The following is a 15,788-nucleotide window of genomic DNA, read 5'->3' as shown; positions in this document are numbered from 1 at the left end:
ACAGTGTTTAGAAGTGTTACTTCTCTCTGAGTCAGTTCGAGTTTGATTGCTAAAGAAAATTATAGATTTTCTCCTGCATTCAAGTAAAACAAGGTTTTACTTAATTCTCGCTCAGGGTCGTTAGCTCAGTTGGTAGAGCAGCGGACTTTTAATCCGTTGGTCCCGCGTTCGAGTCGCGGACGACCCACCACTTATTAGTTTTGAACCTATTTGGGTCGTTAGCTCAGTTGGTAGAGCAGCGGACTTTTAATCCGTTGGTCCCGCGTTCGAGTCGCGGACGACCCACCAAATTCTAAAAAGCCTCTCAGTTCGAGAGGCTTTTTTTATTGTTATCCTATTTTCTTTTTATGACTAAAAGATGACGATACATTTGCGATTTAAAACTTCCCCCACCCAATTCATAAAAACTTCTAGTCGCTTTGGAATATAACTCCTGTTGGGATACAAAATATTAAGTGGAAGCGATGGTGCACTGTAAGCACTCAGTACCTCAACTAAAATCCCCTGTTCAATTTTATCCTGAACATCATAATAAGGAAGTTGAATAATTCCCAAACCTGCGCAAGCGGCGGCGATATAGGCCTCGGTATTGTTCACACTTAAAGCACTATCCATCATCACAGTTCCACCTTGATATATAAATTCTCCCTGCTTTTCTCCTACAGCTCCTGCGTAATTAATTAATTTATGCTGTTCAAGATCATTTAACTGCTCAGGAATACCATAATCTTGTAAATATTGCGTGCTGGCACAATTCACCATCACCAAATGGCCAATAAATCTTGCAATTAAACTACTGTTATCTAGCTCTCCTACCCGAACAACACAGTCAATTCCCTTTTCAATTAAGTCAGTCAGGTCATCAGAACTATTGAGCTGTAAATGAATATCCGGATAACGATGATAAAAATCAGGCAGCTCAGGAATAATCACTTGATGCACAATCCGGCTAGGCATCGAAATTTTTAATGTGCCCCGGTAATGCTGTTTTTGTGTCTGGATCAACTGTTCTAATTGTTCATAATCAAACAACAGGTTTTGGCATTCTGGCAATATTCGTTGGCCATCTTGAGTAAGACTGACTTTACGGGTAGTCCTATGAAATAAGCGTACTCCATAGTGAGTTTCTAACTGTTGAATGGCACTCGTCACTGTCGAGCGAGGTAGATCAAGCTGATTTGCTACCTCACTAAAGCTTTGTCGTTTAGCGACTTCTGTAAAAATATAAAATTGCTGCAACCGATCCATTTTAATTGTTCGTATTTTCCGAATAGTTAAACCAAACTAGCATAATTGATCACAAATTACTGCCAATCTAGACTTAAAAACACTAAAACAATTCATCATAGGAACAATCATCATGACAACTCATAGCCTCAAAGATAAAGTTGTATTGATTACTGGCGGTGCTAAAAACCTAGGCGGACTCATTAGTCGTAAATTTGCAGAACAGGGTGCAAAACTCGCAATTCATTATAATAGTTCGGAAACTCAGGCAGATGCAGAGCAGACCTTAGCAGATGTTAAAGCATTGGGTGCAGATGCAATTCTAATTCAGGCAGATCTAACTCATATTGAGAATATTGAAAAACTGTTTATAGATACGAAACAACATTTTGGTGGTATCGATATTGCGATTAATACCGTCGGAAAAGTCCTTAAAAAACCGTTTTTAGAAACCACCGAACAAGAGTTTGATAGCATGAGTGATATCAACTCAAAAATTGCCTATTTCTTTATTCAATCGGCGGGTCGACATTTAAATAACGGCGGAAAAATCTGTTCAATCGTAACTTCTCTTCTCGCTGCTTACACAGGGTTCTATTCAACCTATGAAGGTTTAAAAGCACCTGTTGAGCATTACACCCGCGCTGCATCGAAAGAATTTGGAGATCGCCAAATTTCTGTGACTGCTGTTGCACCGGGACCAATGGACACACCATTCTTTTATGGTCAAGAGTCTGCCGAAGCAGTCGCTTACCATAAATCAGCTTCAGCTTTAGGTGGACTTACTAAAATTGAAGATATTGAGCCATTAGTCCGTTTCTTAGTCACCGACGGTTGGTGGATTACAGGTCAGACGATTTTCGCAAATGGTGGTTATACTACCCGCTAAAATTAAAAAAGCCGCATCTCATCGTGCGGCTTTTTCTTTATAACGCTTTGATTATAAGAACTCTTCGAGTACCGAGTTTAAGAAAATATGCCCCTGCTCTGTACAAGCCAAACGACCGCTATCCTCTACCAATAACTCTCTCGAACGCAATGAAGTAAGCAGATCATTTAAATCATCTAAACTTAAGCCTGTACGCTGTTCATATAACTCAGCTTTTACCCCATCATTTAAACGTAAAGCATTCATCATAAACTCAAAAGGTAGTTCATCTGCTTCAATCTTTTTCATTTGCAAATGTTCGGCTGGAACTTTAGCCAAATAGTCTTTCGGTAAACGAGTCTTTTGGAAACGATATACTCCATCTGGTCGGGTTACTTTGCCATGTGCTCCTGCACCAATCGCAAGATAATCACCAAACTGCCAATAATTTAAATTATGAACTGAAGGCTGCTCTTTACGCCAAGCTGACACTTCATAATTGATAAAGCCATTTGCTTTTAGATAGGCTTCACCTTGCTCTTGAATATCTTCTAACACCTCATCTTGAGGTAAAACAGGTTGTGTTCGGAAAAATACAGTATTTGGTTCAATGGTCAGTTGATACCAGCTGATATGTGTTGCACCCTGCTCTACAGCCGTCTTTAAATCATAAAGTGCTTGCTCTAGTGTTTGTTCTGGCAAGCCATGCATCAAATCGACATTAACTCGCTTAAAGCCTGCTCGTCTTGCTTGCTCAATTGCATCCATGGCATTGTTGGCTGAATGAATACGCCCAAGCTTTTGCAGGTGATCGGTATTAAAAGTCTGTACACCAATCGACAAACGATTAATACCCGCCTCTAAATAGCCTGCAAACGGGTCATGTTCTAATGTTCCCGGATTAGCTTCTAAAGTAATTTCGCAGTCATCTTCAAAGTTAAGCAGCGATTTAAGCTGTTCAAATAGCCATGCATAACCTTTAGCAGAAATGAGCGAAGGTGTTCCACCACCAATAAATACACTGTGAATTGAACGTCCTTGTGCCATCTCGACTTGAGTTTCAAAGTCGGCCACCAATGCATTTAAATAAGTTTGCTCGAGTTCTGCCGAAAGCGCGCCATCAGGCACCGCATGTGAGTTAAAGTCGCAATAGGGACATTTACGCACGCACCAAGGCATGTGGATATATAAAGATAAAGGAACAGAAGCAGGATTTAATACGGCCAAGGAACAGGGTCCAATTTACACAATATTTCTATTTTAACATGACTGCATCAATGGGCTTATGAAAACATACCTTAATTGCTTTAGACTGTTTTTAAACATACTTAAATATTGATAAAAATGATGAAATTCTCTAGTCAACTTTTCCTGATCTTACCCTTAGCTATGGGAATCGGTGTTGCCATGGCTTTTCAGACTGCAATTAATGCTCAGCTTCGTGAGCAATTACACTCACCATTGCAAGCAGCATTGTTATCATTTTTCATAGGTACTATCGTCTTAGCCATTATGGTGTTCTTCCAAAGTGCCGAGAAACCGAGTTTAAGTGAAATATCCAATATTCCATGGCTTCTCTGGACCGGAGGATTTCTTGGGGTTTATGCAATTAGCATGAGCATTTATACTGCACCTAAGCTTGGTTTTTTAACCTTTACAGGGTTAGTCGTTTTTGGGCAATTGGTCATTTCTATGTTACTTGACCATTTTGGCTGGTTAGGTACCGAAAAGACACCTGTTACATGGCAACGGTTTCTAGGTGGAGTGGTCATCTTTGTTGGTGTATTACTTACCTTGCAACGCTAGTTTCATTTTTTATATTTATAAAGAGTACCTTTTGTGTCGAATGTCACGTCGTTTCGGTCTGAATTAAAACAACTCTTCCATTTAATGTTACCTATTTTAATTACGCAGTTTGCTCAAGCAGGGTTCGGGTTAATTGATACCATTATGGCTGGGCATTTATCTGCCGCAGACTTAGCCGCTATTGCGGTAGGTGTAGGCTTATGGATTCCAGTCATGCTCTTGTTCAGTGGCATAATGATTGCAACCACACCATTAGTTGCCGAAGCAAAAGGCGCTAGAAATACAGAGCAAATTCCAGTGATTGTCCGCCAATCATTATGGGTTGCAGTAATTCTAGGGGTATTGGCAATGCTCATTTTGCAGCTTATGCCATTTTTCTTACATGTGTTTGGCGTACCAGAAAGTTTACAACCTAAAGCCAGTTTATTCTTACATGCAATTGGTTTGGGTATGCCCGCTGTAACCATGTATGCAGCGCTCCGAGGCTATTCCGAAGCATTAGGCCATCCCCGCCCTGTCACGGTCATTAGCTTACTAGCCTTAGTGGTTTTAATCCCGCTTAACATGATTTTTATGTATGGCTTAGGACCAATACCTGCTTTGGGTAGCGCAGGCTGTGGTTTTGCAACATCCATTTTACAGTGGCTGATGCTCATTACGTTAGCAGGCTATATTTATAAGGCTTCGGCTTATCGAAACACATCTATTTTTAGCAGATTCGATAAAATTAACCTGACTTGGGTTAAAAGAATTTTACAGCTTGGCCTGCCAATTGGTTTAGCTGTGTTTTTTGAAGTGAGTATTTTTAGTACAGGGGCATTGGTCCTTAGCCCTCTAGGAGAAGTCTTTATTGCCGCACACCAAGTAGCGATTTCAGTCACTTCGGTATTGTTTATGATTCCACTTTCTCTTGCCATTGCTTTAACTATTCGCGTGGGGACGTATTATGGCGAAAAGAACTGGGCTTCCATGTACCAAGTACAAAAAATTGGTCTAAGCACAGCAGTATTTTTTGCTCTATTGACCATGTCTTTTATTGCTCTAGGCCGTGAACAAATTGTCTCGGTTTATACTCAAGATATAAATGTTGTGCCGGTTGCCATGTATTTGCTCTGGTTTGCAATGGCATATCAATTAATGGATGCCCTACAAGTCAGCGCTGCCGGCTGTTTAAGAGGTATGCAAGATACTCAGGCACCGATGTGGATCACCTTAATGGCGTATTGGGTAATTGCTTTTCCAATCGGTCTTTATTTAGCGCGTTATACCGATTGGGGCGTAGCTGGTGTGTGGTTAGGTTTAATTATTGGTTTAAGTATTGCCTGTGTTTTATTGCTCTCACGACTCTATTTAAATACCAAACGTTTAAGTCAAACCTAATAAAAAAAGCCGATGAAACATCGGCTTTTTTTATTTTATGCAGATTTTGCCCGTGGGCTTGCTCCAATTTGCCAGACAAATGGTAAATCTGTACGGTTTACTTCCCAATCTCCAATCACTTTTTCTTTGTAAATAAGCGGATTATGTGAAGACACTGTCCGCGCATTACGCCAGAAACGGTCAAGTTGTTTCACTTGGCTACTCGCCGATGCCCCTAAGGCATTAAATAACTGGCTGGTTAAATCGAGTACTAGATTAGAAATCACCACCTGCCCTTGTGCCGACTCAAGCTCGGCATCTACATTGAATTGATGCTCTTTCACTTCGGATTCGGCAAAATGACTTTCATAGGCTTTTTGCAGTGCCTCAGCGGTTTTTAAGGTAATTGCTTCACTTGCATACGCTTGAGCTGAGGCTTTGCCAACCACTTGTAAAACTTGTGGGTCGTGACGAACTAAGTCCCCATTACCATGACTAAAAATACGTTTACGTTCACGAATTTCCTGACTAAACGTCTCAACCGCGGCACGCGCAATACCCGTTAAAGTTGCAAGATGCACCACCTGATAAAAAGCGGTCTGATATTTAAAACGTTGGTCAAATGGAATAAGGTGTGAAGCTGGCAAATGAACCTGATGTACTTTTAAAGTACCACTGCCCGTTGTCTTTTGACCAAAACCATCCCAGTCATCAATCACGCTCACCCCTGTTTCATGGCGGTAAATAGCAGCAATCACATGACGGTCATTTACTTCATCGTAAGCAAATAAATCAATCCAGTCTGCAAAAATACTTCCTGTTGAATAGTACTTTTCACCATTTACCACCAAGTTACCCGAAGCGTCTTTGGTGACACGAGTAACGACATCGCCGATCTGTACGTTTCCAACTTCTGTCCACGCATTCCCGACTAAATCACCTTGTACAAAGCGCTGAAACCAGACTTCCTGAGAATGCTCTTTATGAGCAACCAAGCGATCTTCAACAAATGCAAAATGACCTCGTAAAGCTTGCACAATATTGGAGTCAGCTTCTGCTAACTCTGCCAAAAGCTGGAACAGTTGAGGTAATGAAATCCCATCTCCATCATATTTACGGGGTATTCGTACAGCGCCCAACTTGGCTTCTTTTAACCACTGAATCGGCTCAAAAGGCAAGATTCGCTCTTTTTCCCGTTGAATTGCACCTTGTGCAATTTTTTCAAAAATGGGACGAAATCTGTTTGCAACCTTTTCATAATCAGCACCGACCGATAGTTCTTCTAATTCAATTTGAGCTGTTGTCATCGTTATTCTCCTAATTTTGTTTTTTCTTTCAATTTAGCTCCATGCATGACGAGGCGGCTGAACTCCATTGAGATAATAGTTACCAACAATGTGATATTTCCAACGCACAGGGTCATGCAAAGTGTGGGTACGGGCATTGCGCCAGTGACGGTCAAGGTTGAGTTCAGATAAAGTAGAACGCGTACCCGACAACTCAAAAAGTTTATTGGCTGCCAAAATAGCAATTTCTGTGGTGAGTACTTTTGCCTCGGCAACCAATAGAGTGGCTTGGTTTACATGTTCTTCGGTGGTGTTGGCAATGGCCTGATCAATTGCATCTCCAGCCAAATCCAATACCGCTTCTGCTGCACGCAGTTTGATTTTTAGGTCACCAATATTTGCAATGGTGTAAGGGTCATCACTGGCTTTTTCCAGACCTGAATCAATCCATGCACGGCTATGGTTTTTGACATATTGAATCGTTTCTTCAATTGCACCACGTGCAATACCAGCATCGACCGCAGCCTGAATAAACTGAGAAATAGCACCTGCTGGTGTTGGGCGCTCAAATGCTTGGTAAATCGGAACTAAATATTCTTCACGTACTGGAACCTGATTCAGCTCTACCGTGCCGCTAGCCGTGGTACGTTGTCCAAAACCAGACCAATCATTAATAATATTGACCCCAGATGTTTCACGTGGCACAAGTGCAGCATAAGGTTGCCCTAGTTCATTTACAGCAACAATTGGAATCCAATGTGCGAGCAAGGCACCCGTTGCAAAGAATTTCTTGCCGTTAATTTCATAACCGTGCTCGGTCTTTCTTAATGTGGTAGTGAGGTCTGCTACTGTCTTACTGTGTTTTTCGGAAAATGCATTCCCAAAACGAATTCCTCTTAACACCAAGTTAAAGAAGAATTGTTGCTGTTCAGGTTTCGCATCTAGTCTTAAATGTTCAATAAAAGCCAAGTGGTTTTGAGGCAATTGAGCAAGAGAAGGATCAACACTCGCAATTGTTTTGATCACTTCCGCTAAAGTTCGGTACTTGACTTGCGCCCCACCAAATTGCTTAGGTACTGTAATGGCCCACAGGCCACTTTGTGAGAACTGTTGAATTTCATTTAAGGGTAAACGGCGCTCTCTATCTCGATCTGATGCTTCTGTGGCAAACTCTTGAGCAAGTTGCTTGGCAATCTCTATTGCCTCTTCATCAGAACGAATAATATGTGCGTCTTTCGACTGCTCGAATACAGATAAAGGAACCGCTTGAGAGCGCCCATAGGACGAATTTAGACTGGTCATAACTTTTATTGTCTCTATTTCTTATTTAACATGCCCTTCACCTTAGCACTAAAAAAACAGCGACTTTATAGATATTAAAGCTTTGTTTATGAAATGAATTTTCAAAAGCTTTTCATATTTTTTACTATAAAAATAACATTTTGTTTTTCGAAAATTTTCTTACAGGAGATAAACAATTTCTTATAGGCTTTTTAAGTTTTGTCACCTATGATCAAACCTAGGCAATATTATGTTGTAGTCAATGAGGTATCGAAGATATGGCAAAGAATGCAAGTTCACCTGGCAAACGATTTATGAAACTTGCAGGAATGACCGCGAGCATTGCAACAAAAACCGTTTCTAACTCGATTCGAAACCTGACTGCGGATGAAGAACAGAAACTGGCTGCAAAAACTAAATTGTTTCAAGATATCGGTCTACAGATTGCAGACACCTTAGGAGAAATGAAAGGTGCTGTCATGAAAGTTGGGCAAATTGCATCGCAATATAAAGATATCTTCCCACCCGAAGTTGCAAAAGCAATATCAAAACTACAACGCCAAGCTCCAGCTATGCCTTTTTCTGCAATTCAGCAACAAGTTGAACGTGAGCTTGGAAAACCCCTCAACGCTGCCTTTAAATCTTTTGATGAGCAGCCTTTTGCCGCTGCATCAATTGGACAAGTTCACAAAGCAGTTTTGCCAAATGGCCAACAAGTTGTGGTTAAGGTTCAATACCCTGGTGTTGATGAAGCCTGCGAAAGTGACTTAAAACAAGTACGTTTAGCACTTCGTTTAATGGGTGTTCTTAAAATTGATAAAAAGCTACAAGATCAGCTTTTTGCAGAGATTCAAGATAGTCTATCAGCAGAGCTTAACTATGAAATCGAAGCTCAAAATCTTGAAGTCTTTAAAACTTTTCATAGTAAATTAGACGACAAAATTATTATCCCGACTGTTTATAAAGATTACTCTTCAAGACGTATTTTAACCTTAAGCCTTGAACAAGGTGACAGCATTGAAATTGCTAGTTCTTGGCCTATCGAAATTCGAAACACAATTGGCCGTCGTCTAATCCGCGCTTTAGGTCAAGAAATGTTCTTTTTAAAACGTTTCCACTGTGACCCTCACCCAGGTAACTTTGCCTTCCGCCAAGATGGTAGTGTGATTATTTATGACTATGGCAGTGTTAAAACACTTTCCAATGAAATTGTGTATAGTTTCAAACGACTGGTGAATGCAGCTCGCCATGAAGATATCGATTTAATTGAAACAGAATTACTCGAACTACATTCACTAGCAGAAAAAGGTAAATTCCCGAGCGATCTTTATAAACTCTGGATTGAAGTGTTGTTACGTCCACTTACCACAACCTATGATTTTGCAGAGAACTCATCACATCATGATGGCATGCTACTCGTGAAGAAATCTTTAAAATATTGGGATGTCTTTAAGCCTTCACCAGATACATTAATGGTCAATAGAACCATTTCAGGACACTACTGGAACCTCATTCACTTAAAAGTTCATGACAATCTAAACGATCTATTTGAAGAGCTTGTACCACCTTCTAACTAACTTAATTTACTTATCAATGTAGCCTTTTTAAGGTTACATTGACTTATTTGATGTTATGTTATAACATTTCTTTAATCAAAAATAATTTAGGACAATTTCTCGTGCGTAAAGATATTCATCCTGCTTACCAACAAGTGTTATTTCATGACACCAATGCAGACGTATACTTCTTAATTGGTAGTACTATTCAGACTAAACAAACCAAAGAATATCAAGGACAAGTCTATCCTTATGTGACTCTTGATATTTCAAGTGCATCACACCCGTTCTATACAGGTGAAGTACGTCAAGCAAGTAATGAAGGGCGTGTTGCAAGCTTTAACAAACGCTTCGCCCGCTTCAATCGTAAAAGTTAATCTTACGTTAAGTTTTAACCAATACACTTAAATCATTGGAAGCCTAAGACTCATCTCCTCCACTTAGGCTTCTTTTTTTATGTGCATTTTTTAATGATTTTCTAAGGTGTGTATAAAGTTAAACTTATCCACAATTTTCACAAGAACGCTTCTGATTTTTCTCAACAACCCATCATTTTTTATAGCTCTCAAGCTTTCAAAACATGTATTCAATGCTATGCTTAAGCCCCATTTGATAGGAAGTTTAAGATTATGGCACAAGAGTTACTTGCCCAATTACAAGCAGGCACAGCAAAATTTTCAGATGTTTTAGCTTATATTGAAGCACGCTACCAACATACTCCAACAGCTTTTCAAAATGGCGCACAGCATAACGCTGCAACTGAAAATCAAGGCAGTGCGAAAGTTTTCTCTTTTGCCAAGTTACAAGGTTTAGACCAAGCACAAACTTTAAGTTTATTTGCAGAGCACTACGCATCTGTATTGGCTACCCCAGAGGGAACTGACCACCAAAATATTCGTCAGTTTATGCAAAATGGTTGGGATGGTGTGAAGTTTGAAGGTCAGGCTTTAACTGAAAAATAATAGATTTAAATAAATAATAGAAACGACTTAATTTTTATTATGAGCACTGCCTTAAATGGAAGTGATATCCAAATGATGGATTGTATAGGCTAAGCTTACTTTTCAAGGATGAAAAGTAACAAAAATCCTTTGTTGCGCTGATGCTACATCCATGTAGCACAGCGAAACGACGGCATCCATGCCGTCTGTCACGATAGTAAATGCCTTATTTTTCTTAATTATTTTATTAGCCTCTTACATTTGATACGCGATAACATCATTCGCAGCCTGCGTAGTGTCAATAAAAGATTGTTTTTGCAAAGCATAAGATAAATGGATTCAGTGAACAGGTTCTGCGAATGACAGATGCCTTTGGTTACTTTGGGCAAAACCAAAGTAACTTAATTAGCTGCTTCCATTAGATAACTCAACGATAAGACTCCGTCGTGAAAATCCTACCCAACACTCAACTTCGATGAGCTATCACAACTTGAAATCATGGTCAATTCTTAAATATAAAAACTCAATGCCCCGCTACCCAATAATAAGTCGCCAACCCCAAACACGTAAAAATTAAAGACCCAATTAAATGAATAGAAATGGCCAACATTGCCATTCCCCACTTACCACTTTGCAATAAGGTGACGATCTCAATTGAGAAAGTTGAGAATGTAGTTAAAGCACCACAAAAACCGGTAATCACAAAAAGCTTATAGTTCGGACTCAAATCACTATGAGCAAAATAAGCCATCGCAAAACCAATAATAAAGCCACCGACCAAATTAACAGTAACAGTACCCAACGGAATTTGCGGATAAATCGGGTTGAGTTTTAAACCTAAAAGCCAACGCAACCACGCCCCGAGCACTGAACCTAAGGCAATTGAAAGTAAAGGATAATACATAGGACCATCCCTTTAGTGAGATGCTAAAAGAGCAAACAAAAATGATGGGAAACGTGACATGGCGCACTCCAAAAATAAGCAGAGTACGCAATAACCTACGTACCCAGCGCTATAAATACATGAGGGTAACGTAGGCATCATTAGCCAATACGGCGGTTTTTCAAGGGAGGAATGCCATCTCCCTGTTTTAAGTATATTAAATCATCTAAAATTTGATTAAAACATACTTTTTAAATCATGGACGTTCATCATATTGTGGTAAATCGTCATGAATGCATTCCCACTCTGCCTTTGAAGCAGCAAAAATATGCATAGTCGGTTTTTGGTCTAATGGTGTATCTAGTGTCCCAATTCTTAAACGATACAGTTCAGGCTGAGCATCACGCGAGCTAATAAGCGGTGAACCACATTCGCTACAAAACCAACGGTACACACCATTCACAGCAAATTTTTTGATAAGGTCTTCACCTTGCGTAATTTTAAAATCTGCACTATTGATAGGAGCATTCGTTGCAAATGCTGTTCCATTGGATTTTCGGCAGCGTTGACAATGGCATTGGATAATATCTCCGATATCGCCTTTAATTTCATAGCTAATACCCTGACATAAACAACTTCCCTGATAGACTGGCGATGCTTGAGACATACGATTCCGGCTCCTATTATTATTGATCGCTCAAAAATAACACTTTTCACATATCAAACATAGCACCGAATTCGTTGTTATTTCTCTAAGAATGAATGCACACCTTCACCAGCTGCTCGTCCCGTAGCAAAACATGCTGTCAGCAAATATCCCCCTGTAGGAGCATCCCAATCCAGCATTTCGCCACAGCAAAAAACACCTGAAGTTTGTTTCAACTCTAAACTTTCAGTTAATGCATCTTGCTTAACACCACCAGCACAGCTAATCGCTTCTTCAATAGGCCTAAAGCCATCTAACTTAATTTGAAGTGCTTTCATTTTTTGCGCCATCGTCTCTGGTTGACTCCATAGTGCTTTATCAACCACTTCTCTAATTAAGTTAATTTTAGCTGTATCTAAGCCTGCTTTACGCCAGATATTGGTGAGAGATTGTTTTTTGCTAGCCTGTAACTTTTTAACTAACTGTGTAAGCTCTACATCAGGCAATAAATCTAAAAATAGATTTAAGCTTTTTCCTTGTTTTTGTTGTTCTCTTAAGTCACGTCCGAGTTTATAAATGACCCCACTTTCTAAACCGTAGTGAGTAATCACAATATCACCATGAGTAACTTGGCTAGGTTCAACCCACGCATTGATACGCTTTAAAGGCTCACCAAAACAGCTTTCCATAAAAGCTGACCAAGTGTGCAATACCCCTGCATTACTTGCTTGAAAAGGTTCAATACTAGATTGATCCATCCATTGTTGCCAAGTACCATCACTGCCCAATTGAGACCAAGATACAGCCCCACAAGCCAACACGACCGCATCGTATTGTTGGGTAAAGGTTTCAGTATTCTGTTTATTTTGGTTTTCTAAAGTCACTGTTGTACCATGCAAATTAATACAACGATGACGATAAAAGAATTTAACCTGCTGTTCTGCTAAACGTTTTAGCCAAGCACGCAGTAAAGGAGCAGCTTTCATTTCAACAGGAAAAATACGACCGGAACTACCCACATACGAGTCTATTCCCAATCCTTTCATCCAGTTCTGAATCCAGACTGCATCCCATTTTTCAACCCACGGTTTGAGCCATTCTGCATGGTCATAACGTTCAATGAACTGGGGTAATGGTTCAGTATGCGAGATATTTAGCCCTGTTTTACCAGCCATCAGAAACTTACGCGCAGCCGAAGGTTTTTGCTCAAACACATCAATTTCATAAGCATACTGGCTCAGCACCTCCGCTGCCATTAAACCAGCCGGACCCGCGCCAATAATGGCAATCTGCTTATTCGACATGTGTTTGCCCTTGTAGCGGTGCAAACTCATCAAAACGAGTTTTATAACCTTCAGGCTTGGTCATAATGAGCTGCTGACAAAGCTCGCCACGCTCTAAATATTTAATTTCAAAATGAGTACGTGCAGAAGTTTGCGCAATTTTTTCTTTTTGGTAAGGCAGCTTCCACACGTTTAATAACTGTTGTTCAGCTTCTTCAATATATTCAGGAATATTACTTGCCAATGTAATCGTTCCACCTGTTTTCAGGCGTGATAACAGGAACTCAAAAAATGGCATGTTCAACCAGCGTTGTGCCGGATTATGAGGTTCTGGGTTCGGATAGAGGATAAAGAAATGTTCTACTTGAGCAGGATATAGAGCATGTACAACCCAAGGTAAAGCATCTGCATGCACAGGGATTAAATTATCTCTTGGCTCCAAACCATGCTGCTTTTGCATGGCAAAGAATTTTTCTCTAGTTCGTTCAATTGCATATAACGTGTGCTGAGGATTTTGCCCACTAAATAGCAAAGCATGTTTACCTTTGCCTGCTCCAATTTCTACACAAATCGGAGTATTTTCAATTGGGGTAAAATCGCGAGGCGCTTGCATACGTTGTGCTTGAAATTGACGAATCTGCATAATCACATCAAACTAAATAAAAATCGGCACAAGTCTAACAAGTCACCTGACTTTTGCCTAATCTATTTCTCTTCACTTTGAGGTTACTGCTTTATGCCACGTACATTTCCCTGCCCACGCTGTGGTGAACCAAGTGTTTGGGAAGGTAATGAATTTCGCCCGTTTTGTTCTGAACGTTGCAAACTTATTGATTTAGGCGCTTGGGCAAACGATGAATATAGACTGCCTACCCAAGATGCTCCTCAGCAAGACAAGGGTAGTCAGCATGAAGATGATTATGAGGATTAACCCGCTTTACCTGCGACAAACGGGTTAAATTGTTTTTCATAGCCAATGGTACTCATTGGCCCATGTCCAGAAATAAACTGGGTTTCATCTGGTAAGCTAAAACACTCACGCTGAATTGATTCAATCAGTTGCTCATGATTACCACGTGGAAAATCTGTTCTTCCAATTGAGCCTTTAAACAGGACATCGCCAGTCCAGAGTAAACCATGATTCTTGTTATAGAACATGACGTGACCTGGTGTATGTCCTGGTGCAAAACGCACTTCAAACTCATCTTCACCCAGTTTTAGCACTTCACCGCCTTCAAGCCATTGATCGACTTTTACAGGCTGTGGGATTGGAAAACCATAACGTGCCGAAACTTCCTGAATCATATCTAGCCAGAACTGATCTTCTTTATGCGGACCAACAACAGGAACACTCCACTCTTTTGCGAGTTCACCTACAGCCCCTGCGTGATCTAAATGCCCATGAGTAAGCCATAACGCTTTTACTTTTAAACCTAAGGCTTCTACTTCTTTTTTCAAAACAGTAGCATCGCCGCCTGCATCAATCAAAACTGCTTCTTTTGTTTCACTGTCCCAAACTAAAGAACAATTTTGAGCAAAAGCAGTAACTGGAACAATTTTGACTTGCAGCATAAAAACCTCTGGCTAAAACGCAATTAACGGTGGGCTAAGGTATGGGTAAGGGCATCAAGATTAGCCTGAACTAAACCTGCAAGCAAATCAATATGCGCTTGATCACTGTTTAAAGCAGGGATGTAAGCATAGCTACCACCACCAGCTTGCTGAAATAACTCAGCATTTTGAATAGCGAGCTCTTCAAGCGTTTCTAAACAGTCAGCAGAAAAAGCTGGGCTTAAGACCTGAACAGACTTAACGCCCTGCTTCGCCCAATCTTGTAAAAGTTGATCAGTATAAGGTTTCACCCATTCTTGTTTGCCAAAACGTGATTGGAAACTAATTGCCCATTCATCATCTTTTAAATGTAAAGCTTCAGCGACTAACTTTGCGGTAATACGACAACGGTCTGCATAAGGGTCGCCTTTATCTGCATAAGGCTGTGGAATACCATGAAATGACATCAACAGCTTTTCAGGTTTGCCATGTTGCTCTTGGTAAGCTAGAACACTTTCTGCCAACGCCTGAATAAACATTGGATGTTGATAATAATCTTTAATAATGGTCAGACCCGGCAAATTTCGCTGAGTAGGAATCCACTTAGCAAAAGCATCATATAATGGAGCAGTCGATGTCGCAGAATATTGGGGAAATAAAGGCAGTAAAATGACATGCTCTTGTGGATGAGCCGACAATTTTTCTAAAACTGCATCAATACCCGGATTACCATAAGTCATAGCGGGCAACACAGTTAAATCAAACTGTTTATTTTCACGCTCTAAATAAGCCTGCACACGTTGAGTTTGCTCAAATACAATTTCACGCATTGGTGAATCGGTAGACCATACCGAAGCATAGGCATGCGCTACTCTTTTTGGGCGAAAAGGCAAAACAAACAGATTTAAAATAATCCACCAAATGAATTTTGGAATTTCAATTACACGTGGATCAGATAAAAACTGCTTTAAAAAACGGCGCACCGCTGGGACAGTTGCCTCATCCGGTGTGCCTAAATTCGCTAAAATGACAGTAACTTTCGGTTTTTGTTCAAACGACATGTGTAAATGCCTTTCAGTTCATCTTATGACACTAATGTAA

General features: G+C 40.3%; 17 protein-coding genes, 2 tRNA genes and 1 riboswitch. Of the genes, 9 read left to right on the top strand and 10 right to left on the bottom strand.

The features are described from left to right. Positions 1–114 precede the first annotated feature (114 nt). Positions 115–190: transfer RNA gene (locus tag MKL36_RS01710), tRNA-Lys, on the top strand. Between the two features lie 22 nt (positions 191–212). Next, positions 213–288 (top strand) — tRNA-Lys (locus MKL36_RS01705). Positions 289–351: 63 nt separating this feature from the next. Here the strand turns inward: MKL36_RS01705 and MKL36_RS01700 are convergent. After that, positions 352–1,248 (bottom strand): LysR family transcriptional regulator, encoded by an 897-nt coding sequence (locus MKL36_RS01700; RefSeq protein ID WP_000375499.1) that lies wholly within the window; start codon positions 1,246–1,248, stop codon positions 352–354. Between the two features lie 112 nt (positions 1,249–1,360). Here MKL36_RS01700 and MKL36_RS01695 point away from each other — a divergent pair, with 112 nt between their 5' ends. Further along, complete coding sequence (locus MKL36_RS01695; RefSeq protein ID WP_000207252.1) at positions 1,361–2,116, top strand: SDR family oxidoreductase; 756 nt, start codon at positions 1,361–1,363, stop codon at positions 2,114–2,116. A 51-nt stretch (positions 2,117–2,167) separates the two neighbouring features. Here the strand turns inward: MKL36_RS01695 and hemW are convergent, their stop codons facing one another. Continuing rightward, positions 2,168–3,322 carry a radical SAM family heme chaperone HemW gene (gene hemW / locus MKL36_RS01690; RefSeq protein WP_021511358.1) on the bottom strand — a complete coding sequence of 385 codons (1,155 nt, stop codon included), beginning with the start codon at positions 3,320–3,322 and terminating at the stop codon, positions 2,168–2,170. Positions 3,323–3,439: 117 nt separating this feature from the next. Here hemW and MKL36_RS01685 point away from each other — a divergent pair, with 117 nt between their 5' ends. Together MKL36_RS01685 and abeM are read left to right on the top strand one after the other, a co-directional pair. Beyond that, positions 3,440–3,901 (top strand): DMT family transporter, encoded by a 462-nt coding sequence (locus tag MKL36_RS01685; RefSeq protein ID WP_001984522.1) that lies wholly within the window; start codon positions 3,440–3,442, stop codon positions 3,899–3,901. A gap of 33 nt (positions 3,902–3,934) precedes the next feature. Beyond that, positions 3,935–5,281, top strand: coding sequence for a multidrug efflux MATE transporter AbeM (abeM, locus tag MKL36_RS01680; protein WP_000073360.1), 1,347 nt, complete (start codon positions 3,935–3,937; stop codon positions 5,279–5,281). 35 nt (positions 5,282–5,316) lie between these two features. Here abeM and MKL36_RS01675 read toward each other — a convergent pair whose 3' ends face one another. Beyond that, a complete protein-coding gene (locus tag MKL36_RS01675; protein ID WP_021511359.1) occupies positions 5,317–6,567 on the bottom strand; it encodes an acyl-CoA dehydrogenase family protein in 1,251 nt (416 codons plus the stop codon). 33 nt (positions 6,568–6,600) lie between these two features. After that, positions 6,601–7,848 carry an SfnB family sulfur acquisition oxidoreductase gene (locus tag MKL36_RS01670; protein WP_000202662.1) on the bottom strand — a complete coding sequence of 416 codons (1,248 nt, stop codon included), beginning with the start codon at positions 7,846–7,848 and terminating at the stop codon, positions 6,601–6,603. 257 nt (positions 7,849–8,105) lie between these two features. Here MKL36_RS01670 and MKL36_RS01665 point away from each other — a divergent pair, with 257 nt between their 5' ends. The 3 genes from MKL36_RS01665 to MKL36_RS01655 all read left to right on the top strand — a co-directional run bounded on the left by MKL36_RS01665 (position 8,106) and on the right by MKL36_RS01655 (position 10,345). Beyond that, positions 8,106–9,404: an ABC1 kinase family protein gene (locus MKL36_RS01665; RefSeq protein WP_021511360.1), complete on the top strand. Its 1,299-nt coding sequence runs from the start codon at positions 8,106–8,108 to the stop codon at positions 9,402–9,404. Between the two features lie 101 nt (positions 9,405–9,505). Further along, positions 9,506–9,760 carry a type B 50S ribosomal protein L31 gene (locus MKL36_RS01660; RefSeq protein WP_001224256.1) on the top strand — a complete coding sequence of 85 codons (255 nt, stop codon included), beginning with the start codon at positions 9,506–9,508 and terminating at the stop codon, positions 9,758–9,760. Between the two features lie 252 nt (positions 9,761–10,012). Further along, positions 10,013–10,345 carry a HopJ type III effector protein gene (locus MKL36_RS01655; RefSeq protein ID WP_000046495.1) on the top strand — a complete coding sequence of 111 codons (333 nt, stop codon included), beginning with the start codon at positions 10,013–10,015 and terminating at the stop codon, positions 10,343–10,345. A 502-nt stretch (positions 10,346–10,847) separates the two neighbouring features. On the opposite strand, the gene crcB is transcribed toward MKL36_RS01655, so the two are convergent. From crcB to MKL36_RS01635, 4 genes are all read right to left on the bottom strand, one after another. Beyond that, entirely contained in the window at positions 10,848–11,228 is a 381-nt protein-coding gene (gene crcB / locus MKL36_RS01650; protein WP_005129802.1) for a fluoride efflux transporter CrcB, read from the bottom strand. Between the two features lie 124 nt (positions 11,229–11,352). Further along, positions 11,353–11,419: riboswitch (Fluoride riboswitch) on the bottom strand. A 44-nt stretch (positions 11,420–11,463) separates the two neighbouring features. Next, entirely contained in the window at positions 11,464–11,874 is a 411-nt protein-coding gene (locus MKL36_RS01645) for a GFA family protein (protein WP_021511362.1), read from the bottom strand. A 77-nt stretch (positions 11,875–11,951) separates the two neighbouring features. Further along, on the bottom strand, positions 11,952–13,157 hold the full coding sequence (locus MKL36_RS01640) for a TIGR03862 family flavoprotein (protein WP_021511363.1): 1,206 nt from the start codon (positions 13,155–13,157) through the stop codon (positions 11,952–11,954). Beyond that, positions 13,147–13,785 (bottom strand): SAM-dependent methyltransferase, encoded by a 639-nt coding sequence (locus tag MKL36_RS01635; RefSeq protein ID WP_171251860.1) that lies wholly within the window; start codon positions 13,783–13,785, stop codon positions 13,147–13,149. The genes MKL36_RS01640 and MKL36_RS01635 overlap by 11 nt, the downstream gene beginning before the upstream one ends. Before the next feature lie 87 nt (positions 13,786–13,872). Here MKL36_RS01635 and MKL36_RS01630 point away from each other — a divergent pair, with 87 nt between their 5' ends. Then, positions 13,873–14,067 (top strand): DNA gyrase inhibitor YacG, encoded by a 195-nt coding sequence (locus MKL36_RS01630; RefSeq protein ID WP_001138289.1) that lies wholly within the window; start codon positions 13,873–13,875, stop codon positions 14,065–14,067. On the opposite strand, the gene MKL36_RS01625 is transcribed toward MKL36_RS01630, so the two are convergent. Beyond that, positions 14,064–14,708 carry an MBL fold metallo-hydrolase gene (locus MKL36_RS01625; RefSeq protein WP_021511365.1) on the bottom strand — a complete coding sequence of 215 codons (645 nt, stop codon included), beginning with the start codon at positions 14,706–14,708 and terminating at the stop codon, positions 14,064–14,066. The genes MKL36_RS01630 and MKL36_RS01625 overlap by 4 nt on opposite strands. Before the next feature lie 23 nt (positions 14,709–14,731). Continuing rightward, a complete protein-coding gene (gene hemH / locus MKL36_RS01620; protein WP_000007335.1) occupies positions 14,732–15,748 on the bottom strand; it encodes a ferrochelatase in 1,017 nt (338 codons plus the stop codon). Positions 15,749–15,788 lie beyond the last annotated feature (40 nt).

It is taken from the genome of Acinetobacter sp. AOR12_HL, from assembly GCF_027855275.1.
GTDB classification, from domain to species: Bacteria; Pseudomonadota; Gammaproteobacteria; order Pseudomonadales; family Moraxellaceae; genus Acinetobacter; species Acinetobacter baumannii.
The sequence above is the reverse complement of the archived record's forward strand: the minus strand, read 5'-3'. Positions and strand labels throughout refer to the sequence as shown.